At 61.5% G+C, this 23,244-nt stretch carries 13 protein-coding genes; 7 read left to right on the top strand and 6 right to left on the bottom strand.

The features are described from left to right. Positions 1-234: 234 nt before the first annotated feature. Positions 235-2,928, top strand: coding sequence for a GGDEF and EAL domain-containing protein (locus tag H096_RS09385; protein ID WP_033897802.1), 2,694 nt, complete (start codon positions 235-237; stop codon positions 2,926-2,928). Positions 2,929-3,001: 73 nt separating this feature from the next. Further along, on the top strand, positions 3,002-3,649 hold the full coding sequence (msrA, locus tag H096_RS09380) for a peptide-methionine (S)-S-oxide reductase MsrA (protein ID WP_033897800.1): 648 nt from the start codon (positions 3,002-3,004) through the stop codon (positions 3,647-3,649). A 51-nt stretch (positions 3,650-3,700) separates the two neighbouring features. Here msrA and rlmJ read toward each other — a convergent pair whose 3' ends face one another. From rlmJ to putP, 4 genes are all read right to left on the bottom strand, one after another. Next, complete coding sequence (gene rlmJ, locus H096_RS09375) at positions 3,701-4,537, bottom strand: 23S rRNA (adenine(2030)-N(6))-methyltransferase RlmJ (RefSeq protein WP_033897799.1); 837 nt, start codon at positions 4,535-4,537, stop codon at positions 3,701-3,703. A gap of 97 nt (positions 4,538-4,634) precedes the next feature. Beyond that, positions 4,635-5,318: a DUF4123 domain-containing protein gene (locus H096_RS09370; RefSeq protein ID WP_033897798.1), complete on the bottom strand. Its 684-nt coding sequence runs from the start codon at positions 5,316-5,318 to the stop codon at positions 4,635-4,637. Positions 5,319-5,339: 21 nt separating this feature from the next. Continuing rightward, positions 5,340-7,301: a type VI secretion system tip protein VgrG gene (locus tag H096_RS09365; protein ID WP_033897797.1), complete on the bottom strand. Its 1,962-nt coding sequence runs from the start codon at positions 7,299-7,301 to the stop codon at positions 5,340-5,342. Positions 7,302-7,505: 204 nt separating this feature from the next. Continuing rightward, a complete protein-coding gene (gene putP, locus H096_RS09360) occupies positions 7,506-8,990 on the bottom strand; it encodes a sodium/proline symporter PutP (RefSeq protein WP_033897796.1) in 1,485 nt (494 codons plus the stop codon). A 460-nt stretch (positions 8,991-9,450) separates the two neighbouring features. Between putP and putA the strand changes: the two genes are divergently transcribed. Together putA and H096_RS09350 are read left to right on the top strand one after the other, a co-directional pair. Further along, positions 9,451-13,404, top strand: a complete 3,954-nt coding sequence (gene putA / locus H096_RS09355; RefSeq protein WP_033897795.1) for a trifunctional transcriptional regulator/proline dehydrogenase/L-glutamate gamma-semialdehyde dehydrogenase — start codon at positions 9,451-9,453, stop codon at positions 13,402-13,404. Positions 13,405-13,570: 166 nt separating this feature from the next. Beyond that, a complete protein-coding gene (locus tag H096_RS09350) occupies positions 13,571-15,373 on the top strand; it encodes an acyl-CoA dehydrogenase (protein WP_033897794.1) in 1,803 nt (600 codons plus the stop codon). Here H096_RS09350 and H096_RS09345 read toward each other — a convergent pair. Both H096_RS09345 and H096_RS09340 read right to left on the bottom strand, forming a co-directional pair. Further along, complete coding sequence (locus tag H096_RS09345; protein WP_016977202.1) at positions 15,370-15,663, bottom strand: cell division protein ZapA; 294 nt, start codon at positions 15,661-15,663, stop codon at positions 15,370-15,372. The genes H096_RS09350 and H096_RS09345 overlap by 4 nt on opposite strands. Next, a complete protein-coding gene (locus H096_RS09340; RefSeq protein ID WP_016977201.1) occupies positions 15,660-15,890 on the bottom strand; it encodes a hypothetical protein in 231 nt (76 codons plus the stop codon). Before H096_RS09340 ends, H096_RS09345 begins: the two co-directional genes overlap by 4 nt. A gap of 278 nt (positions 15,891-16,168) precedes the next feature. Here H096_RS09340 and H096_RS09335 point away from each other — a divergent pair, with 278 nt between their 5' ends. The 3 genes from H096_RS09335 (at position 16,169) to mscK (ending at position 23,236) form a co-directional block, all read left to right on the top strand. Further along, complete coding sequence (locus H096_RS09335) at positions 16,169-17,794, top strand: methyl-accepting chemotaxis protein (RefSeq protein ID WP_033897793.1); 1,626 nt, start codon at positions 16,169-16,171, stop codon at positions 17,792-17,794. 307 nt (positions 17,795-18,101) lie between these two features. After that, the gene (locus H096_RS09330) at positions 18,102-19,844 is read left to right on the top strand and encodes a potassium/proton antiporter (RefSeq protein ID WP_016977199.1); all 1,743 of its coding nucleotides are present in this window, start codon (positions 18,102-18,104) and stop codon (positions 19,842-19,844) included. Positions 19,845-19,894: 50 nt separating this feature from the next. Next, a complete protein-coding gene (mscK, locus tag H096_RS09325) occupies positions 19,895-23,236 on the top strand; it encodes a mechanosensitive channel MscK (RefSeq protein WP_033897792.1) in 3,342 nt (1,113 codons plus the stop codon). Positions 23,237-23,244: the final 8 nt, after the last annotated feature.

Genomic DNA, 23,244 nt, shown 5'->3' with positions numbered 1-23,244 from the left:
ACCCCGCCACTTGGCGGGGCTTTTTTTGCCGGTTTGTTGGACAACAAAAACAGGCTTGTACACCTTCCATCACCCCGATTGCAGAAATCCCTTTCGCGGCCGATAACACCCTTATAGCACTTAGCCTTCATCCTCTCTTGTCAGCCCGCGCCGCATGATGCAACCTTGCCGCAGGCAACAGAAAAGAGGGCGTGAGCCCGGCGCCGTGCGCGTAATTTCAAGTGAGTTTCCCCCATGAAAAGCCAACCCGATGTCGCCCGTATGGCGGCCGAGGTAGTGACGCAGTTACCGGTGCCTTCGCGCCTCGGTATGCTGCGTTTCGAGCGGCTGAATGAGGCAAGCTGGGCCCTCCTTTACCTCGACCCCAATTGCGAACGCCAATTCGGCCTGCCGGCGGTCGAGCTGTGTGCCTTGATCGGCACGCCCTACGCCAGCCTGATGGAGCCCCAGGCACGCTATCAACTGCACGACACCATCCAGCAGCAACTGACCCAGAGCCCGCATTACCTGGTGCGCTACACCCTGCACACCAGCGGCGGGCCGCTGAGCCTGCTGGAGATGGGCGAGGCCTACAAACAACACAATCGCCACCTGCTGCGCGGTTACTTGATGGTGGTCGACGGCCTGTTCAGCGAGATTCCCACCGCTGCCCCGACGGCAGACCTGGAGAACCAGAACAGCCGCCTGCAGATCGCCCTGGAGCTCAACCAGCGCGCCCAGCAGGAACAATTGCAGCACCTGGAGCGGGTGCGCGCCCAGCAGGAGCTGATCCTGCTGCTGGCCCGCCAGCGCTACACAGCTAACAATTCGCTGCAAGAAGCCGCCGAGCTGATCACCCGCAGTGCCTGTGATATCTACCAGATTGACTGCGCCAGCATCTGGAACCTCGAAGGTCAGCGCCTGGTGCCGATCTCGGCCTACCACCGCGCCGACGAGCAGCACCACCTGCCTGAATCCATCGATGCCAGCTGCTTCCCGGACTACCTGGAAGCCTTGCACAGCAGCCGGGCGATCGACGCCACCAATGCGCTGCGCGATCCACGCACCCGGGAAATGGCCGACAGCCTGCGCGACAAAGACATTCACGCCATGCTCGACGCGAGCATTCGCGTCGACGGCCATGTGGTGGGCGTGCTGTGCCTGGAACAAAGCGGCAGCACCCGCGCCTGGCAGGCTGACGAAATCGCCTTTGCCGGCGAGCTGGCCGATCAGTTCGCGCAGGTCATCAACAACCACAACCGCCGTACCGCGACCAGCGCCCTGCACCTGTTCCAGCGCGCCGTGGAGCAAAGTGCCAACGCCTTTCTGCTGGTCAATTGCGACGGCATAGTCGAGTACGTCAACCCGAGCTTTACCGCGATCACCCAGTACAGCGCCGAAGAGGTCCACGGCCACCGCCTGGCCCAGTTGCCGGCGCTGGAAAACCTCAGTGAATTGCTGTTCGATGCGCCGTCGAGCCTGGCCAAGAGCAACAGCTGGCAGGGTGAATTCAAGAGCCGGCGCAAAAACCTCGAACCCTACTGGGGCCAGCTGTCGATCTCCAAGGTGTATGGCGACAACCGCGAGTTGACCCACTACATCGGCATCTACGAAGACATCACCCAGACCAAGCTGGCCCAGCAGCGCATCGAGCGCCTGGCCTACACCGACAACCTGACCAACCTGGGCAACCGCCCGGCGTTCATCCGCAACCTCGACGAACGCTTTGCCCGCGACAGCGACAGCCCGATCAGCCTGTTGCTGGTGGACATCGACAACTTCAAGCGCATCAACGACAGCCTTGGCCATCAGACCGGCGACAAGCTGCTGATCAGCCTCGCGCGGCGTTTGCGCAACAGCCTGAGTGCCGGTGGTAGCCTGGCGCGGTTTGCCAGTAACGAATTCGCGGTGCTGCTCGATGACACCGACCTGGAGAGCGGCCAGCAGGTTGCCAGCCAGTTGTTGGCGACGCTCGACAAACCGATGTTCGTCGACAACCAATTGATCAGCGTCACCGGTTCCGTGGGCCTGGCCTGCGCGCCGCTGCATGGCCGCGACCCGCAGACCCTGATGCGCAACGCCGGCCTGGCCTTGCACAAGGCCAAGGCCAACGGTAAGCATCAGGTCCAAGTGTTTACCGAAGCGCTGAACGCCGAAGCCAGCTACAAGCTATTCGTCGAGAACAACCTGCGCCGCGCCCTCACCCAGAACGAGCTGGACGTGTTCTACCAGCCCAAGCTGTGCCTGCGCAGCGGCCGCCTGCTGGGCATGGAAGCGCTGCTGCGCTGGAACCATCCGGAAAAGGGCATGATCCGCCCGGACCAATTCATCAGCGTGGCGGAAGAGACCGGCCTGATCATCCCCATCGGCAAATGGATCGCCCGCCAGGCCTGCCGCATGAGCAAGCAACTGAGCGCCGGCGGCATGGGCAACTTGCAGGTGGCGATCAACCTGTCGCCCAAGCAGTTCTCCGACCCGGACCTGGTGGCCTCGATTGCCGCGATCCTCAAGGAAGAACAGCTGCCGGCCAACCTGCTGGAGCTGGAACTCACCGAAGGCCTGCTGCTGGAAGCCACCGAAGACACACGCCTGCAGCTTGATCAACTGAAAAGCTTTGGCCTGACCCTGGCCATGGACGACTTCGGCACCGGCTACTCGTCGCTGAGTTACCTGAAAAAATTCCCCATCGACATCATCAAGATCGATCGCAGCTTCATCCACGAAATCCCGGACAACCAGGACGACATGGAAATCACCTCGGCCGTGATCGCCATGGCCCACAACCTCAAGCTCAAGGTCGTGGCCGAAGGCATCGAGACCGCCGAGCAACTGGCGTTCCTGCGCCGGCATCGTTGCGATGTCGGCCAGGGTTACCTGTTTGACCGGCCGATCCCCGGTGCAGAGCTGCTGGCGATGCTCAAACGCTACCCGCGCGGGCCAATCGCCTGACAGCGCCGTAACACTCGGGCACACTGGCTGTCTGAATCTTTACCGCTAACTCAACCTGACGAGAGGACTGATCATGGTCTTGCGCTCGGAAATTCTGGTGAACAAAAACGTGCTGCCCACTCAAGAACAAGCTCTGCCTGGCCGTGAAACCCCGATGAACCTGCCGGAAACGCATTTCGTCAACGGCAACCCACTGCTGGGTCCATTCCTGGACGACGTCGGTTTTGCGATCTTTGGCCTGGGCTGCTTCTGGGGTGCGGAGCGCCGGTTCTGGCAGCGCGATGGCGTGGCCAGCACCGTGGTCGGTTACGCCGGCGGCTATACGCCGAACCCGACCTACGAAGAAGTCTGCTCGGGCCTGACCGGCCACAGCGAAGTGGTGTTGGTGGTGTATGACCAGGCCAAGGTGAAATACGAAGACCTGCTTAAGATGTTCTGGGAACTGCACAACCCGACCCAGGGCATGCGCCAGGGCAACGACATCGGCAGCCAGTACCGCTCGGTGATCTACGCGACCACGCCGGAGCAATTGGCGGCGGCGCAGGCGAGCGCCGAGGCTTATCAGGGTGAGTTGACCAAGGCTGGCCTGGGTGCGATCACCACCGAGATCGAAGAAGCGCCGACGGTGTATTTTGCCGAGGCGTACCACCAGCAATACCTGGCGAAGAATCCGCAGGGGTATTGCGGGATTGGCGGCACGGGCGTGACCTGCCCGATCTAAGGCCAAAAGCATCGCGGGCAAGCCCGCGATAGTGTCCTGACAGGCAACTATTTACTCAGCGATCAACCAATCCATCTGCCACCCGCCCTGGGTCTGACCCAGCTGCTTGGACAACCACGGCAGCAGCTCGCGCAACTCCTCCTCCAAGCCCCACGGCGGGTTGGCAATCGCCAGGCCCGAGCCCGTCAGGGTGTTGGGTGTGTCCAGCGGATGCACCAGCAATTCCACACGCAGCAACTTCGGCGCACCGGTGCCGGCCAGGTCCTGGTAGAAACGGCGCAACAGGCGTTGATCTTTCACCGGGTACCAGATGGCGGCGACGGTCTGGCGCATGCGGCTCACGGCTTCCTTGAGGGAAGCGGCGCAGCGTTGCATCTCGTCGAGTTTTTCGAACGGCGGATCGATCAGCATCAATGCGCGCTTTTCCGGCACCGGCAACAAGGCACGCGGCACATGCCAGCCTTCGCCCAGGTGAACCTTCACCCGACGATCACCCTTCATGTTGTCCTTGAGCAGCACGCCGTCTTCCGGGTGTTTTTCATTGAGCAGCACGCGGTCCTGGGGGCGGGTAAGGCGTCGCGCCAGTTCCGGCGAGCCGGGGTAGTAACGCAACTGGCCGTCCGGGTTCATCTCATGCAGCACGCGCATGTAATCATCGGTCAACGGCGGCAGGTCGCTTTCGCCCCACAGGCGCGCAATGCCTTCCAGGTATTCACCCGTACGGTTGGCCTGGTCGCCCTGCAGGTCGTACAGGCCAATCCCGGCGTGGGTGTCGAGGTAGGCGAACGGCTGCTCCTTGCGCGACATCAGGGCGATGAGGCGGGTCAAGGTCAGGTGTTTGAAGACATCGGCGTGGTTGCCGGCGTGAAAGGCGTGACGATAATTCATGGTTGCTCCTGCGCAGGGGGCGAAGTTTACCTTTTACGCGGGCGTTGGTGCAGTGCGGTGTGCCGGGCGGCGCTTAAGTCGAAGGGGCGCGCTGGGTTCAACTCAACTCTGAAGCCAGATAGTCCGCCAAACCCTGATGGCTGACGTCGCGGCGGCGCGTGAAGTAGGCGACCTTGTGCCGCAAGGTCGTCGGAATAAACGCGGTGTGGAGGTCGGGGCGCTGCTCTTCGAGCCCTTGCAGGAGGTTATCGATCAGGGTTTGCGGCGATTGCTCGGCCAGATGTTGCAGTAACGGCGCAGGCACTCGCCACCACGGGCTCGCTTTGGCGGCAGTGACTGGGCCGGTGGCGACAGTCAGCGACTGGCCGTTGATCACGTAGCGCTGGAAAACCGGCAATAGCTCATCGCCCGCCTGCTGAAGAATCGGCAGGAATTGAGCACCATCCCAGAACCGTAAGAACACTTCCTGGCCATCGGGCAGGTACACCTTGGTCAGCCCTTGCAGGTGTGCAATCACGGTTACTAGCGGGTGGGTCGATAGGGCCAACCACCCCCAATCCGTGGCATCAGTGGAGGCGGCCCATTCCAGGAAAGGACTGCCCGGCTCGACGATGCCTACATAGGGCATGACCTCGTCCCATGCCGCATAGGCCGTGCCGGCCCAAACGGGGTGCAGGGGGGCCCCGGCGGCGAGCGCCCGCCAGGCTTCAAGGGGTTTGGCGTCGCTGGCAGCGCCCAGCACTGCAAACATCTGTTCACCAGGCAACATAGGTTGCTGCATCTTCGTAAGTCCCTTTAAAAGTCAGATGGGGCCGCACTGGCCGTTTTTGCAACGCTCGCATTCCTCGCAAAACGGCGCGCTGCGCTTCAGGCTGGCCACTTGCACGCGGCTGAGCGGAGCGGGAATCACCGCCAGCAGTGTTTCCTTCAGTCCAGGCGTCAATGGCGCCGCCGTAACAGCGGGCGCGCTGCCAAGCTGGATCGGCACACTGCTGAAAATCCCGCCCGTAGACAGCGTGATCGACTGCCCGCCCGCCTGAATCGTGACGGTTGCGCCACCCTCGATCACAACGCTTTGCCCCGCGCCTATCTGGATGGTCTGCCCTGCCCTTACCTGCCGTGAGCCGCCCACCATCAAGTGGTCGTCTTGCTTCAGGTCGGTCAGACGGTTGCCATGGATGATGCGCTGCTCCTCGCCTTGCATTTCGTGATGCGACTCACCGTCCACCTTTACCCGAAGGTCATGCAGCACGTGCTGCGTCCAATCCCGCTGGGCGCGCAGGTAGATTTCCTCGGCCCCCTTGCGGTCCTCGATGCGCAGTTCGTTGTAGCCACCCCCACCAGGGCTGCTCTGGCTGCGGAAGATGCTGCGGGTCTTGTCCGCCGGAAGGTCGAGGGGAGTCTGGGTGGCGGCATTGGGCAGGCAGCCCATGACCAGCGGCATATCCATGTCACCGTTGACGAAGCCCACCAGCACTTCCATACCCACCCGAGGGATCAATACCGCCCCATAACGATCATGCGCCCAGCCGCTGGCAACCCGCAGCCAACAGCTGGAATGGTCGTTGTGTTCGCCATCGCGATCCCACGCCAATTGCACCTTGACCCGACCGTATTCGTCGCAATGGATTTCGCTGTCGGCAGGGCCGGTCACCACTGCGTTCTGGTAACCCGCTATTTGAGGCCGAGACATAATCAGAGGTGTTCGAAACGCTACGTCCCAAGGCGTTACAACAAAGTCATTGCTGTAGCCTTGAGGCGACTCATCGCCCACAGACTCCTCAAGCACCTGAGGTTGGTGCCCTACATGGTGCAACTGGGTAACCAGCCATAAATCATTCCATTCCTGACGCGGGTGCCCAGTCATCTTCAAGAACTGCCCTGTCACCAACGCCGGCTGGTCGCTAGCGCCACTGGCCTGACAGTAATCGCTGCGATGACGCTCCAGCAGTCGTTGCGCCAAGTACTTGCCACGCTCACGATCCGTGAAATGCCCAGGGTAGCGCTGGTCATCCAGGGAGGGCCGCAGCCGACTGGATGCTTCGCTTTCCAACGTCAGGCCCGGCTTCTGGAAATCGTAGTCCCGCAGGCTCACGCCAGTGGTACGCGTCTTCAGCCGCAGCATAAAGCGCTTGATCGCCGGCTCGTCGGCAACCATCCCGGTACCAGGCGAATACGGCGTGGATTGATCAGGCTGCGCAAAAACACTTTGATCGTCGCCAAACACCATCAGGTGTCGCTCAGGGTTGTGCTGGAAGTGATAGTGAATGCCCGATTCGGCACATAGGCGCTGAATGAACTCCAGATCGGTTTCACCGAACTGAACACAGTATTCACGCTGCGGATACTTGCCGCTCAGTTGAAACGCAAAGGCATCACTTTGGATAGCCTGAGCCTCCAATACCTGCGCAATGATCTCGGGCACCGTTTTCTTCTGAAAAATCCGCTGATGGGTGCTGTGTTCCAGATAAGCCAACTGCGGCACCAGAGTGATCTGGTAACGGGTAAGGCGTCTGCCCGAATCGCCCTGCGCCACCCGATACACCAGGCCATGAATCCCATGACCATGGGCGTCAAACCCCAGGAACGCTTGGCGGTGTAGCAGCCTCTCAAGGTCTTGATCGGACTGTTCGCTGACCAACTCAAGGTCAAAGCGAAAAGGCAGGCTGATGAATTCATCTCCCATGAACCCGTGGACCTGGAATTCACTGGGCTCCCCATCGAGGGTCAGGGTGAAGGCGCTTTGATTGGCAGGAGCGAACATCCGGTGTTTCTCTGCTAGGTGTGGAGGACCGATTCTGCATCACGGCTCCCCCTGGCTGAGCAGGTCGCCGCTAAATCAGTAAAGCCCTACACAGACGCGTCTGAATCCTCTTCGGACCGACGTAAAACGCACGCAAAAAAAGGCCCGCAATCCGTAGGACGCGGGCCTTTCTTTCAACTCACTTGGCGCTAAACACCCAGCGAATTACTTATTGAGGTTGTAGTCTTTTTCCGCAGCATCAAAACGCTCGACCATACCGGCAGTCGGTGCGCCCATCTTGCTCACGAAGTAGATCGCCAGGCTGGCAAAGATGAAGCCTGGGATGATTTCGTACAGACCCAGCAGTTCGAAGTGTTTCCACACAATCACAGTGATCGCGCCAACCAGGATACCGGCCAGTGCGCCGTTGCGGGTCATGCCTTTCCAGATCACCGAGATCAGCACCACAGGACCAAACGCGGCGCCGAAGCCGGCCCAGGCGTAGCTCACCAGGCCCAGTACGCGGTTTTCCGGGTTGGCCGCCATGGCGATGGCGATCAGTGCAACCACCAGCACCATCAGGCGACCGACCCATACCAGCTCAAGCTGGGAGGCGTTTTTGCGCAGGAAGGTCTTGTAGAAGTCTTCGGTCAGGGCGCTGGAGCACACCAGCAGTTGGCAGCTCAAGGTGCTCATCACCGCCGCCAGGATGGCCGACAGCAGTACCCCGGCAATCCACGGGTTGAACAGCAGCTTGGCCAGTTCGATGAACACACGCTCGTGGTTCTCGTTGACCGGGCCCGCAACTTCCGGGTGCGCCGAGAAGTAGGCAATACCGAAGAAACCCACCGCCACGGTGCCGCCCAGGCACAGAATCATCCAGGTCATGGAGATGCGACGCGCATTGGCGATCGACTTCACCGAGTCCGCCGCCATGAAACGCGCGAGGATGTGCGGCTGGCCGAAGTAACCCAGGCCCCAGCCCATCAGCGAGATGATGCCGATGAAGGTGGTATTTTTCAGCATGTTGAAGTTGTCAGGGTTCTTGGCTTCGATGGCCAGGAACGTGGTGTCGACGCCACCGGTGGCCAGCAGCACGATGATCGGCGTGAGGATCAGCGCGAAAATCATCAGCGTGGCTTGTACGGTGTCGGTCCAGCTCACTGCCAGGAAACCACCGACGAAGGTGTAGGCAATGGTCGCTGCAGCACCGGCCCACAGCGCAGTCTCGTAGGACATGCCGAAGGTGCTTTCAAACAGGCGGGCACCGGCGACGATGCCGGAAGCGCAGTAAATGGTGAAGAACACCAGGATCACCACGGCGGAGATGATCCGCAGCAGGCCGCTCTTGTCTTCGAAACGGCTGGAGAAGTAATCCGGCAGGGTCAGGGCGTCGCCGTTGTGTTCGGTCTGGACCCGCAGGCGACCGGCAACGAACAGCCAGTTGAGGTAGGCACCGACGATCAGGCCGATGGCGATCCAGCTTTCCGACAGGCCAGACATGTAGATCGCGCCCGGCAGGCCCATCAACAACCAGCCGCTCATGTCGGAAGCGCCGGCCGACAAGGCAGTCACCACGCTACCGAGGCTGCGACCGCCCAGGATGTAATCGGAAAGGTTGTTGGTGGAGCGATAGGCCATGAAGCCGATCAGCACCATTGCTGCGATGTAGATCACGAACGTGATCAGGGTTGGATTACTAACGCTCATAAGAGTGACGCCCTGGCTTTGTTTTTATGTAGCAGCGGTCTGTCAGACGGCCACCCACTGGAAGTAGGTAGACGTAGCTGCGTGCCGCGCATTTATGACTGACGTTTCCCCAGGAAAGCCGTCAGCCGATGAACCGACTCGTTGAGGTGGTTGCACCTTGGGCGCGAATGCTATTCAACAAAGCAAATAAGGTGCAACCAGTTTCGTGAGAATAAGTTGCACCTGGATATGTTTTGCGGAAAACAGCCTGTTTTTGCTCCTTTTCGGAGCAAGAACAGCCGATCTCAGAAGCAAACGCACCAAGGCGGAGCGCAATCCGTCGGCGGTGTATTTTTTTCCCGATCACGATCGAAAATTTCCTGAACAAAAAGGGTTGCACCCGGTTGCACCTCTGCATGCGCAAAGCTAATCTTGCCGCCAGCTGATGCCACTCGGTAGTGGCACCCATGAGGATAAGAAAATGGCTACGACCACCCTTGGGGTCAAACTCGACGACCCGACCCGCGAGCGCCTGAAGGCTGCCGCGACCTCCATTGATCGCACGCCGCACTGGCTGATCAAGCAGGCGATTTTCAATTACCTGGAGAAACTGGAGGGTGGTGCAACCCTGACCGAACTCAATGGTTTGAGCAGCAAAGACGCCGACGATGCGGGCGAGGTTCAGACCGACCACGCCCACCAGTGCTTCCTGGAGTTCGCCGAGAGCATCCTGCCGCAATCCGTCTTGCGCGCCTCGATCACCGCCGCTTACCGCCGCCCCGAGCCGGAAGTGGTGCCGATGCTGATCGAACAGGCTCGACTGCCGGCCCCGATGGCCGAAGCCACCAACAAGCTGGCCGCCTCGATCGCTGAAAAACTGCGTAACCAGAAGAGTGCCGGCGGCCGTGCCGGTATTGTTCAGGGCCTGCTGCAAGAATTTTCCCTGTCGTCCCAGGAAGGCGTAGCACTGATGTGCCTGGCCGAAGCGCTGCTGCGTATCCCGGACAAGGGCACCCGCGACGCACTGATCCGCGACAAGATCAGCACCGGCAACTGGCAGCCGCACCTGGGCAACAGCCCGTCGCTGTTCGTTAACGCCGCGACCTGGGGCTTACTGCTGACCGGTAAACTGGTCGCCACCCACAACGAAGCGGGCCTCACCTCGTCCCTGAGCCGCATCATCGGCAAGAGCGGCGAGCCGATGATCCGCAGGGGCGTCGACATGGCGATGCGCCTGATGGGCGAGCAGTTCGTCACCGGCGAAACCATTGCCGAGGCCCTGGCCAACGCGAGCAAGTTCGAAGCCAAGGGCTTCCGCTACTCCTACGACATGCTCGGTGAAGCCGCGCTGACTGAACACGACGCGCAGAAGTACCTGGCCTCGTACGAACAAGCCATTCATTCGATCGGTAAAGCGTCCCACGGCCGTGGGATTTATGAAGGTCCGGGCATTTCCATCAAGCTGTCGGCCCTGCACCCGCGCTACAGCCGTGCGCAGTACGAGCGTGTGATGGACGAGTTGTACCCGCGCCTGCTGTCCCTGACCCTGCTGGCCAAGCAATACGACATCGGCTTGAACATCGACGCTGAAGAAGCCGACCGTCTGGAGCTGTCCCTGGACCTGCTCGAACGCCTGTGCTTCGAGCCGCAACTGACCGGCTGGAACGGCATCGGTTTCGTGATCCAGGCCTACCAGAAGCGTTGCCCGTATGTGATCGACTACGTCATCGACCTGGCGCGCCGCAGCCGCCATCGCCTGATGATCCGCCTGGTAAAAGGCGCGTACTGGGACAGCGAGATCAAGCGCGCCCAAGTCGAAGGCCTGGAAGGCTACCCGGTCTACACCCGCAAGGTGTACACCGACGTTTCCTACATTGCCTGCGCACGCAAACTGCTGTCGGTGCCGGAAGTCATCTACCCTCAGTTCGCCACGCACAACGCCCACACGCTGTCGGCCATCTACCACATCGCAGGTCAGAACTATTACCCCGGCCAGTACGAGTTCCAATGCCTGCACGGCATGGGCGAACCGCTGTACGAGCAGGTTGTAGGCAAGGTTTCCGAAGGCAAGCTGAACCGTCCATGCCGCGTGTATGCACCGGTTGGCACCCACGAAACGCTGCTGGCTTACCTGGTGCGTCGCCTGCTGGAAAACGGCGCGAATACCTCGTTCGTCAACCGCATTGCCGACCAATCCATCTCCATTCAGGAGCTGGTGGCCGACCCAGTGGCCAGCATCGAGCAAATGGCCACGCTGGAAGGCGGCTTCGGCCTGCCGCACCCGCGCATCCCCTTGCCGCGTGACCTGTACGGCAGCGACCGCGCCAACTCGGCCGGTATCGACCTGGCCAACGAACACCGCCTGGCGTCGTTGTCCTGCGCCTTGCTGGCCACCGCACACAACCACTGGAAAGCGGCGCCGATGCTCGGTTGCGCCTCCAGCGAGCAAGCGGCAGCACCGGTACTGAACCCGTCCGACCTGCGTGACGTGGTCGGTCACGTGCAAGAAGCCACCGTCGAAGACGTCGACAACGCGATCCAGTGCGCCATCAGCGCTGGCCCGATCTGGCAGGCCACCCCGCCCGCCGAGCGCGCTGCGATCCTGGAACGTGCCGCCGACCTGATGGAAGGCGAGATCCAACCGCTGATGGGCCTGCTGGCTCGCGAAGCCGGCAAGACCTTCGCCAACGCCATCGCCGAAGTGCGTGAAGCCGTGGATTTCCTGCGCTACTACGCGGTGCAGGCACGTAACGACTTCACCAACGACGCCCACCGCCCGCTGGGCCCGGTGGTCTGCATCAGCCCGTGGAACTTCCCGCTGGCCATCTTCAGCGGCCAAGTCGCCGCCGCATTGGCCGCCGGCAACCCGGTACTGGCCAAGCCTGCCGAGCAAACCCCATTGGTGGCCGCGCAAGCCGTGCGCATCCTGTTGGAAGCCGGTATTCCGGAAGGCGTGCTGCAATTGCTGCCGGGCCAGGGCGAAACCGTCGGTGCCCGCCTGGTGGGTGATGATCGCGTCAAAGGCGTGATGTTCACTGGCTCCACCGAAGTGGCGCGTCTGCTGCAACGCAACGTCGCCGGTCGTCTGGATGCCCAGGGCCGTCCGATCCCGCTGATCGCCGAAACCGGTGGCCAGAACGCGATGATCGTCGACTCCTCGGCGCTGACCGAACAAGTAGTCATCGACGTGGTGTCCTCGGCCTTCGACAGTGCCGGCCAACGCTGCTCGGCCCTGCGCGTGCTGTGCCTGCAGGAAGATTCGGCAGACCGTGTCATCGAAATGCTCAAGGGCGCCATGGCGGAATGCCGCTTGGGTAACCCGGAGCGCCTGTCCGTCGACATCGGCCCGGTGATCGACGCCGAAGCCAAGGCCGGCATCGAGAAACACATCCAGGCCATGCGCGACAAAGGCCGCAACGTGTATCAAGTGGCGATTGCCGACGGTGAAGAGATCAAGCGTGGCACCTTCGTGATGCCGACCCTGATCGAGTTGGAAAGCTTCGACGAACTGCAACGCGAGATCTTCGGCCCAGTGCTGCACGTGGTGCGCTACAAGCGCAAAGAGATCGACCAGCTCATCGGCCAGATCAACGCTTCCGGCTATGGCCTGACCCTGGGCGTGCACACCCGTATCGACGAGACCATCGCCAAGGTGATCGACAACGTCCATGCCGGTAACGTCTATGTGAACCGCAACATCGTCGGCGCTGTGGTCGGCGTGCAACCGTTCGGCGGCGAAGGCCTGTCGGGCACTGGCCCGAAAGCCGGTGGCCCGCTGTACCTGTACCGCCTGCTGTCGACGCGTCCTACGGATGCCATTGAGCAATCCTTCGTACGCGGCGACGCCTTGGCCGCACCGGACGTGCGCCTGCGTGACGCCATGAGCCAGCCGCTGACCGCCCTGAAAACCTGGGCCGACAGCAATAAGTTCAGCGACCTGAGTGCCCTGTGCAGCCAGTTCGCCGCGCAATCGCAAAGCGGTATCACCCGCCAACTGGCTGGCCCGACCGGCGAACGCAACAGCTACGCCATCCTGCCCCGCGAGCACGTACTGTGCCTGGCGGAAGTGGAAGGCGACCTGTTGACGCAACTGGCGGCAGTGTTGGCTGTGGGCGGCTCGGCGGTATGGCCCGAATCCGACCTGACCAAAGCCTTGTTCCCACGCCTGCCGAAGGAGATTCAGGCGAAGATAAAGCGCGTGGCCGACTGGACCAAGGACGACGTGGTGTTTGATGCAGTTCTGCATCACGGTGATTCCGACCAACTGCGTGCGGTGTGCCAGCAAGTGGCGCAGCGTGGTGGGGCGATTGTCGGGGTGCATGGCTTGTCGCAAGGCGAGACGGCGATTGCGCTGGAGCGCTTGGTGATTGAGCGAGCGTTGAGCGTCAACACCGCTGCGGCGGGCGGTAACGCCAGCCTGATGACTATCGGCTGATCAGCAGCGGCAAGTTTTAAGCTACAAGCTGCAAGTAAAAGCATCGCGCTCTTACTTGTAGCTTGAAGCTTGCAACTTGTGCCGCCCCATCACCCCCATCTATCTTCCTTCCCCGTTTTTATCAGCACTCCTAGACTGCGGCATACTTTTCTAAAGGTAATCCGCCATGTCCGAGTCGCTGCTCAGTTCCCGCAATCTGGCTTTCGAGCTGTACGAAGTCCTCGATGCCGAGGGCCTGACCCAGCGTGAGCGGTTTGCCGAGCACAACCGCGAAACCTTCGATGCAGCCATCAGCACCGCCCGCACCATCGCGGAGAAGTACTTCGCCCCACACAACCGCAAGAACGACGAAAACGAACCGCGCTACGAAGACGGCCAGGCCATCCTGATCCCGGAAGTGAAACCCGCCGTGGACGCCTTCCTGGAAGCCGGCTTCCTCAACGCCGCGCGCAGTTTCGAAGCGGGTGGCATGCAACTGCCGACCCTGCTGTCCCAAGCCTGTTTCGCGCACTTCCAGTCGGCCAACGCCGCATCCACGTCCTACCCGTTCCTGACCATGGGCGCCGCCAACCTGATTGAAAGCTTCGGCACCGAGGATCAGAAACAACGCTTCCTGCAACCCATGATCGACGGCCGTTTCTTCGGCACCATGGCCCTCACCGAACCCCACGCCGGTTCTTCGCTGTCAGATATTCGTACACGCGCAGAGCCTGCGGCTGACGGCAGCTATCGACTCAAAGGCAACAAGATTTTCATTTCCGGCGGCGACCACCCGCTGTCGGAAAACATCGTGCACATGGTGCTGGCCAAACTGCCGGACGCGCCGGCCGGGGTGAAGGGTATTTCGCTGTTTATCGTGCCCAAGTTCCTGGTCAACGACGACGGCAGCCTGGGCGAGCGCAACGATGTGTTGCTGGCCGGGCTGTTCCACAAGATGGGCTGGCGTGGCACCACGTCCACCGCGCTTAACTTCGGCGATAACGGGAATTGCGTCGGCTATCTGGTGGGCAAGCCGCACCAGGGGTTGAGCTGCATGTTCCAGATGATGAACGAGGCGCGGATTGGTGTCGGCATGGGCGCGGTCATGCTCGGTTACGCCGGCTACCTCTACTCCTTGGAGTACGCCCGCGAACGCCCGCAAGGTCGCCTGCCCGACAGTAAAGATCCCACGACCGCACCGGTCTCGATCATTCAGCACGCGGACATCAAGCGCATGCTGCTTACCCAAAAATCCTACGTGGAAGGCGCCTTCGACCTCGGCCTCTACGCCGCACGGCTGTTTGACGACACCACCACCTTGGCCACCGAAACCGAACGCAAACAAGCCCACGAACTGCTGGACCTGCTCACGCCCATCGTCAAATCCTGGCCGTCGGAGTTCTGCCTCAAGGCCAACGAACTGGCGATCCAGATTCTCGGCGGCCATGGCTACACCCGCGAATACCCGGTGGAGCAGTACTACCGCGACAACCGCCTGAACCCGATCCACGAAGGCACCCACGGCATCCAGTCCCTGGATCTGCTCGGGCGCAAACTGGCGCAGAACGGTGGCGCGGGCTTGAAGCAACTCATCCGACTGATCGCCGAAGCCGGCGCCCGCGCCCAGGAATACCCAAGCCTTACCGCGCTGAGGGAACCGCTGGAGCAACTGGTCAACCGCCTGCAAAGCGTCACCCTCGGTTTGCTGACGGATCTCGCCCACGGCAAGGTCAACAGCAGCCTGGCGAATTCGGCGCTGTACCTGAAGGTGTTCGGGCATACGGTGATTGGCTGGCGCTGGCTGGAACAGGCGATTCACGCCGAAGCCGGCTTGGCCAAGGGCAATGCGGCGGATGTGACCTTCTATAAAGGCAAGCTCCAGGCCGCCCGGTACTTCCTGACCTGGGAAGTGCCGAGCTGCCATCATGAACTGGCAATCTTGGAGGCCCGTGATGACACGTGCCTCGGCATGCAAGATGAGTGGTTCTAAGGCGTTCCGATCGCCTTGGAAATCACATCGACCGTGGCGCTGACTTGCTCTTGGTAACGGTCGAGTTCCTGCTGGTGCGCCTGCTGCATTTCGATCTGCTCGGCACACAGGTTCAGCGCCGCCAGCACCAGTAGCTTGTCACCGATCAGGGTCGGGTACTTCTTCTTGGTGGTGGCCAGGGACGCCTTGAGCAGGGTCACGGCGTGCATCAGGGTTTTCTCTTCCCCGGCCGGAGCCTTGATCGAGTAATCCTCTCCGAGAATCGAAACGACCTTTATCCCTTCACTCATGCGCCGACAGGCCCTGCGCTCACACGCTCAACCAGCGCCTGGATACGCGCGGCGGTGGCGCCGTGCTTTTCTTCCTGCTCCATCAGGTTCAGTTGCAGGCTGTCGTTCTCGTCCTTGGCGCGGGCCAGTTCCGCCTTGAGGGATTCGTTGGTGCCCAGCAGGTCCTGGTTCTGCTGTACCAGGTCGCTGACGAGTTGTTCCAATTGGCTGAGGGATGCTTCTAACATTTTGATTTCTCGGGCTTTTTCAAAGGGCGGTGACGATAAAGAAAATTCACCTCGGATGCCAGGGTTATCCCCGGCGCGCAGCCCGATTTTTAAGGGCCGGGCCGCACTTTCGAGCCTTAGTGACTGCATTTACCGGATCTGGTTCCTGAATCGGCGAAACCCCTCGTCAGATGCGACAAAACCGCACACGCCCCTTTAGACTTTAGTCGTACGACCGATAGAGAGGGACACCCCGTCTCATGGCCGCACGGATCGCGCTTCTCCCCCAGGATTCCCGCATGTCGCTTCGTAATATGAATATCGCTCCGAGGGCCTTCCTCGGCTTCGCGTTTATTGGCGCGTTGATGTTGTTTCTCGGTGTGTTTGCCCTGAACCAGATGAGCAAGATCCGTGGCGCCACCGAAGACATCACCCTGTCCAGCGTGCCGAGCATTCGTGCCCTCGATGAATTTACCCAGCTGACCCTGCGATTGCGGGTGCTGTCGTACCGCCTGCTGACCAACCGCGAGCCGGAGGTTCAGCAAAAGACCCTGGAAGCCTTTGAACTACGTAACCAGCAGATTCGCACGGCCCAGGGCATCTACGAAAAACTCATCGAGAGCAGCGAAGAGCGCTCGACCTACGACGAATACGTACGCCTGCTGGGCCAGTACCATCAGATTGAAGAGCGCATGAAGAGCCTGTCGCGCGCCAATCAAGTGGAAGAACTGCGCGCCCTGCTCAACACCGAACTGCTGAGCAACTCCGAGCAGGTCAACGCCGTGCTCACCCGCCTGCTGGACATCAACAACAAGATGGCCCTGGCCACCAATCAGCAAGCCGAAGACCAATACAACCTGGCCTTTGACCTGGTGGTCGGCCTGCTGGTGATCGCCACGGCGTTGACCCTGCTGTTCGCCTGGCTGCTGACCCGCAGTATCACCCTGCCTATTTCCCAGGCACTCGAAGCCGCCGAAGAAGTGGCCGAAGGCAACCTGACGCGGCCGATCAAGGTCGACGGCAACGACGAAGCCGGGCGCCTGCTGGCCGCCATGGCCAAGATGCAGGACAAGCTGCGCGACACCCTGCAACGCATCGCCGGGTCAGCGACCCAACTGGCGTCGGCAGCCGAGGAACTGAACGCCGTCACCGACGAAAGCGCCCGCGGCCTGACCCAGCAGAACAACGAAATCGAACAAGCCGCCACGGCGGTGAACGAGATGACCAGCGCCGTCGAAGAAGTCGCCCGCAATGCGGTCAGTACCTCCGAAGCTTCGCGCAACGCCACCACCTCCGCCGGCGATGGCCGTGACCTGGTGCAGGAAACCGTCAGCGCCATCGAACGCATGAGCGGCGACGTGCAAGCCACGGCCACCCTGATTGGCGACCTGGCCAATGAGTCGCGCGACATCGGCAAGGTGTTGGATGTGATTCGCGGCCTGGCCGACCAGACCAACCTGCTGGCCCTGAACGCAGCAATTGAAGCGGCGCGTGCCGGTGAAGCCGGTCGCGGTTTTGCGGTAGTGGCCGATGAAGTGCGCGCCCTGGCCCATCGCACGCAGCAATCGACCAGCGAGATCGAGCGGATGATCGGCAGTATCCAGGCCGGCACCGAGCACGCGGTGGATTCGATGCGCAACAGCACCGAACGCGCCGAATCGACGCTGAACATCGCCAAAGGCGCCGGCATGTCGCTGGATACCATCAATACCGCGATTGTCGAGATCAATGAACGCAACCTGGTGATCGCCAGCGCGGCGGAAGAACAGGCCCAGGTGGCGCGGGAAGTGGATCGCAACCTGGTGAACATCCGCGATCTATCGGTGCAATCAGCGACCGGCGCCAGCCAGACCAGTGCGGCGAGCAGTGAACTGTCGCGCCTGGCGGTGGACTTGAACGGAATGGTCGGCCGCTTCCGCCTGTAACTGACCCCGACCGACTGTAGTGAGCGGGCTTGCCCCGCGCTGGGCTGCGAAGCAGCCCCAAAACCAGTCACCGCATACTATCTGTAAACATGAGGTGTTCCTGTTGGGGCTGCTCTGCAGCCCAGCGCAGGGCAAGCCTGCTCACTACAAGAGCCCTGCCCACTACAGCAAGCCAGCTTCCACATTAACCCTGCACGAATCAGAAAAAGCTTTTTGACAGTGCAGCAATTCAACAGGTTAGAATCGCTGGCACGCAGACTGCATGGTCAGTTTGCGCCCCGTCTTGTTTGCTCATGGAGTACTGCCTTTGAATGCGACGACCATCAACAGCCTGTTCTTGATCGGCGCGTTGCTGGTGAGTGCGAGCATTCTGGTGAGTTCTCTTTCGTCCCGCCTGGGGATCCCGATATTGGTGATCATCCTGGCCGTGGGCATGGTCGCCGGCGTCGATGGCGGCGGCATCATCTTCGATAACTACCCAACCGCCTACCTGGTGGGCAACCTCGCCCTGGCCGTGATCCTGCTCGATGGCGGTTTGCGCACACGGGTGGCGAGTTTCCGCGTGGCACTCTGGCCGGCGTTGTCGCTGGCCACGGTGGGGGTGTTGATTACCACCGGCCTCACCGGCATGGCTGCGGCCTGGCTGTTTGACCTCAATATCATCCAAGGCTTGTTGATTGGCGCGATTGTCGGCTCCACGGACGCCGCGGCAGTGTTCTCGCTGCTCGGCGGCAAGGGCCTCAACGAACGGGTCACTGCCAGCCTGGAAATCGAATCCGGCAGCAACGACCCCATGGCGGTGTTCCTCACCGTCACCTTGATCGACATGCTGGCCAGCGGCCAGACCGGCCTGCACTGGAGCCTGCTGACTCACTTGGTGCGCGAGTTCGGCATCGGCGGCGTGGTCGGCCTGGGCGGCGGCTGGCTGATGCTGCAAATGGTCAACCGCATCAACCTGGCCACTGGCTTGTACCCGATCCTGGTAATCGCTGGCGGCCTGTTCGTGTTCGCGGTGACCAACGCTTTGCACGGCAGCGGCTTCCTCGCCGTGTACCTATGCGGCCTGGTCATCGGCAACCGCCCAGTGCGCAGCCGTCATGGCATTTTGCATATGCTCGACGGCATGGCCTGGTTGGCACAGATCGGCATGTTCCTGGTGCTGGGCCTGCTGGTCACGCCCCATGACTTGCTGCCCATCGCGTTGCCGGCCCTGGGCCTGGCGCTGTGGATGATCCTGTTTGCACGGCCGTTGTCGGTGATGGTCGGCCTGCTGCCGTTCAAGGCGTTCCACGGACGCGAAAAAGCCTTTATCGCCTGGGTCGGCCTGCGCGGCGCGGTGCCGATCATTCTGGCGGTGTTCCCGCTGATGGCCGGCCTGCCCCACGCGCAGCTGTACTTCAACCTGGCGTTCTTTATCGTGCTGGTGTCGCTGCTGGTGCAGGGCACGAGCCTGCCGTGGGTGGCCAAGCTGCTCAAGGTCACCGTACCACCGGACCCGGCGCCGATTTCCCGTGCTGCCCTGGAAGTGCACGTCACCAGCGAGTGGGAGTTGTTCGTCTACCGCCTGGGCGCGGAAAAATGGTGCATCGGCGCCGCCCTGCGTGAGCTGAAAATGCCCGAAGGCACGCGGATCGCTGCGCTGTTCCGTGGCCAGCAACTGCTCCATCCGTCGGGTAGTACCGTGCTGGAAGTCGGCGATTTGCTCTGCGTGATCGGCCATGAACACAACCTGCCGGCCCTGGGCAAACTCTTCAGCCAGGCGCCGCAACGCGGTCTGGACCTGCGTTTCTTCGGCGACTTCGTGCTGGAAGGCGATGCCCAGCTGGGCGCGGTTTCCGCGCTGTACGGCCTGAAGCTGGAGGGCATCGACCCGGATATGCCGCTGAGCAGTTTCATCACCCAGAAAGTCGGCGGCGCGCCCATCGTCGGCGACCAGGTGGAATGGAACAACACCATCTGGACCGTCGCGGTCATGGACGGGAACAAGATCGGCAAAGTGGGCGTCAGATTCCCCGAAGGAAGTCGCCCGGGCCCCGGACTCTTCCTCTAAACTGCGGGGCGACGACGCCCCCGATTCTTCACCTTGCAAGACCGGTCTCTATGCCTACCCTGCGCACGTTCCTCGCCACTGCCCTGCTGGGCCTGACCCTTTGTGTCGGCACCGTTCACGCGGCCGACCCGCCCAGCGCCGACGCCATCCAGCAAACCCTGGACAAGCTGCCCGACCGCAAGCTGCCCGACGCCGACATGAAGGCCCTGCAGACCATCCTGCAGCAGACCCTGACTTACCTGGGCAACAAGCAGGATTACGAGCAGCGCCTGGTCGACCTCAAGCGCCAGCTGGAAGACGCGCCGCGCGAGACCGCCGACAACCAGCGCGAGCTGACCCGGCTCAAGGCCACCAAAATCATCCCGGTCGCCCAGCGCTACGCCACCCTGCCGGTGCCGCAGCTTGAGCAACTGCTGGTGCAGCGCACCACCCAGCAAGGCGACCTGCAAAAAGAACTGGCCGACGCCAACAGCCTGTCCATCGCAGCCCAGACCCGCCCCGAACGCGCCCAGACCGAAATCAGCAGCAGCCAGACGCGCATCCTGCAGATCAATTCGATCCTCAAGGCCGGCAAGGACAACGGCAAGGCCCTGACCGGCGACCAGCGCAACCAGCTCAACGCCGAACTCGCCGCCCTCAACGCACTGATCCCGTTGCGCCGCCAGGAACTGGCCGGCAACAGCCAACTGCAAGACCTGGGCAACAGCCAGCACGACCTGGTGATGGAAAAAACTGCACGCCTGGAACAAGAGATCCAGGACCTGCAAACCCTGATCAACCAGAAGCGCCTGGCCCAATCCCAACAAACGGTCACCCAACAGTCCATCGAAGCGCAAAAAGCCGGTGGCAGCAGCTTGCTCGCCACCGAGAGCGCGGCCAACCTGAAGCTGTCCGACTACCTGCTCAAAAGCACCGACCGCCTCAATGACCTGACCCAGAAAAACCTGAAAACCAAGCAACAACTCGACACGGTGACCCAGAGCGACTCGGCCCTGGACGAGCAGATCAACGTGCTCAAGGGCAGCCTGTTGCTGTCCAAGATCCTCTACAAACAGAAACAAGCCTTGCCACGCCTGACCGTGGACCGCGACCTGGCGGACGACATCGCCAACATTCGCCTGTACCAGTTCGAGGTCAACCAGCAGCGCGAACTGATCAGTTCGCCGAGCGCCTATGTGGATAACTTGCTGGCCAACCAAGCGCCGGAAGACGTCACCCCCCAGCTGCGCCGCACCCTGCTGGAACTGGCGATCACCCGCAGCGACCTGCTGGAGCGCCTGAGCCGTGAGTTGAGCGCGCTGCTCAACGAATCCATTACCCTGCAACTGAACCAGAAACAACTGCTCAGCACCGCCACCACCCTGCGCGCGACGCTGGATGAGCAGATGTTCTGGATCCCCAGTAACAAGCCGCTGGACACCGAATGGCTGGAAACCGTGCCGGCGCACCTGAGCAAGCAAGTCGCCACCCTGCCCTGGGCCTCCAGCGTCAGCGAGCTGTATGACGGCCTGACCCAGCGCCCGCTGCTGTTCCTGCCGCTGCTGCTGTTGATTGGCGCGCTGCTGTGGCGCCGTAAAAACCTGTACCAGCGCCTGAACAAGGTCCATCTGGACATTGGCCACTTCAAGCGTGACAGCCAGTGGCACACGCCCCAGGCCATCCTGATCAATATCCTGCTGGCGATGCCGGTGTCCCTCGGCCTGGCGCTGTGCGGCTACGCGCTGCAGATCGACGCCCGTGGGCAGAACGCCAACCTCGGGTCGGCGCTGCTGCAGATCGCCCAGGCCTGGCTGGTGTTCTACACCGCTTATCGCATCCTGGCGCCGGGTGGCGTGGCTGAACTGCACTTTCGCTGGGAAAAACCCCAGGTCGAATTCCTGCAAGGTTGGGTGCGCAAGCTCGGGCTGGTGGTACTGGCCCTGGTGGCCGTGGTGGCCATTGCCGAGCACCAACCGGCGGCGCTGGCCGACGACGTGCTGGGCATCGGCGTGGTACTGACCTGCTACGCGCTGATGGCCTGGCTGCTCGGGCGCCTGTTGCTCAACAGCCCGACCCATGAAAAAGCCTCGCTGTTCCGCAAGGCCGTGGGCCTGTTGTTTACCGCGCTGCCGGTCGCGCTGTTTATCGCCGTGTGCTTTGGCTACTACTACACCGCGCTCAAGCTCAGTGACCGCCTGATCAACACCCTGTACCTGCTGATGTTCTGGCTTGTGATCGAAGCCACCTTCGTTCGCGGCCTGGGCGTTGCCGCCCGACGACTGGCCTATGCGCGTGCCCTGGCCAAACGCCAGGCCGCCAAGGAAGCCGGCGACGGTGAAGCAGTGATCGAAGAACCGACCCTAGACATCGAACAGGTCAACGAACAATCCATGCGCCTGATCCGCCTGGCCTTGCTCGGCGGTTTTATCGCGGCGCTGTACTGGGTGTGGTCGGACCTGATCTCGGTGTTTTCGTACCTGGATAACGTCACGTTGTACGAATACACCAGCGGCACCGGCGCCAATATCAGCATGGTGCCGATCAGCATCGGTGACCTGCTCGGTGCGTTGATCATCATCGGCATCACTTTCGCCCTGGCGCGTAACCTGCCCGGCCTGCTCGAAGTGCTGGTGCTGTCCAAGCTGGACCTGGCCCAGGGCAGTGCCTATGCGACCACCACGTTGCTGTCGTATGTGATTGCCGGCGTCGGCTTCGTCTCCACCTTGTCCACCCTCGGCGTGAGCTGGGACAAGTTGCAATGGCTGGTGGCGGCGCTGTCGGTGGGCTTGGGTTTCGGTATGCAGGAAATCTTCGCCAACTTCATCTCCGGCATCATGATCCTGTTCGAACGCCCTGTGCGCATCGGCGACACCATCACCATCGGCAACCTGTCGGGCACGGTGAGCAAGATTCGCATCCGCGCCACCACGATCACCGACTTTGATCGCAAGGACATCATTGTCCCGAACAAAACCTTCATCACCGGGCAACTGATCAACTGGTCGCTGACCGACACCATCACCCGCGTCACCCTCAAACTCGGCGTGGACTACGGTTCCGACCTGGACCGCGTGAAGGAACTGCTGCTCAAGGCCGCCCGCGACAACCCTCGGGTACTGAAGGAGCCAGAGCCCCACGTGTACTTCCTCAACTTCGGCGAAAGCACCCTCGACCACGAACTGCGCATGCACGTGCGCGACCTAGGCGACCGCAACCCGGTGATCGACGAAGTGAACCGCTTTATCAATCGCGAGTTCAAGAAAGAGAGCATCAACATTTCGTTCCGCCAGATGGAGGTCTACCTCAAGAACCTCCACGGCCAGGAATACAAGTTGGTGGAAGTCGACACCCCTCCCGCCAAGCCCGCCAACGACGGCGGCGTGCAGGAACCACCGCCGAGCAAACTCGACTAACCGCGCTA

The sequence above is a fragment of the Pseudomonas sp. FH1 genome, from assembly GCF_000510895.2.
Classification (GTDB): Bacteria; Pseudomonadota; Gammaproteobacteria; order Pseudomonadales; family Pseudomonadaceae; genus Aquipseudomonas; species Aquipseudomonas azotoformans_A.
Note: the sequence above shows the minus strand (reverse complement) of the source record. Positions and strands in the feature narration are given on the sequence as shown.

What these genes read in the sequence shown, in the direction of transcription:
- putP (WP_033897796.1), bottom strand. Translation starts at nt 8,990, where the DNA reads ATGAGCGTTAGTAATCCAACCCTGATCACGTTCGTGATCTACATCGCA.
- H096_RS09340 (WP_016977201.1), bottom strand. Translation starts at nt 15,890, where the DNA reads ATGTTAGAAGCATCCCTCAGCCAATTGGAACAACTCGTCAGCGACCTG.
- mscK (WP_033897792.1), top strand. Translation starts at nt 19,895, where the DNA reads ATGCCTACCCTGCGCACGTTCCTCGCCACTGCCCTGCTGGGCCTGACC.
- H096_RS09385 (WP_033897802.1), top strand. Translation starts at nt 235, where the DNA reads ATGAAAAGCCAACCCGATGTCGCCCGTATGGCGGCCGAGGTAGTGACG.
- rlmJ (WP_033897799.1), bottom strand. Translation starts at nt 4,537, where the DNA reads ATGAATTATCGTCACGCCTTTCACGCCGGCAACCACGCCGATGTCTTC.
- H096_RS09345 (WP_016977202.1), bottom strand. Translation starts at nt 15,663, where the DNA reads ATGAGTGAAGGGATAAAGGTCGTTTCGATTCTCGGAGAGGATTACTCG.
- H096_RS09365 (WP_033897797.1), bottom strand. Translation starts at nt 7,301, where the DNA reads ATGTTCGCTCCTGCCAATCAAAGCGCCTTCACCCTGACCCTCGATGGG.
- H096_RS09335 (WP_033897793.1), top strand. Translation starts at nt 16,169, where the DNA reads ATGTCGCTTCGTAATATGAATATCGCTCCGAGGGCCTTCCTCGGCTTC.
- H096_RS09370 (WP_033897798.1), bottom strand. Translation starts at nt 5,318, where the DNA reads ATGCAGCAACCTATGTTGCCTGGTGAACAGATGTTTGCAGTGCTGGGC.
- putA (WP_033897795.1), top strand. Translation starts at nt 9,451, where the DNA reads ATGGCTACGACCACCCTTGGGGTCAAACTCGACGACCCGACCCGCGAG.
- msrA (WP_033897800.1), top strand. Translation starts at nt 3,002, where the DNA reads ATGGTCTTGCGCTCGGAAATTCTGGTGAACAAAAACGTGCTGCCCACT.
- H096_RS09350 (WP_033897794.1), top strand. Translation starts at nt 13,571, where the DNA reads ATGTCCGAGTCGCTGCTCAGTTCCCGCAATCTGGCTTTCGAGCTGTAC.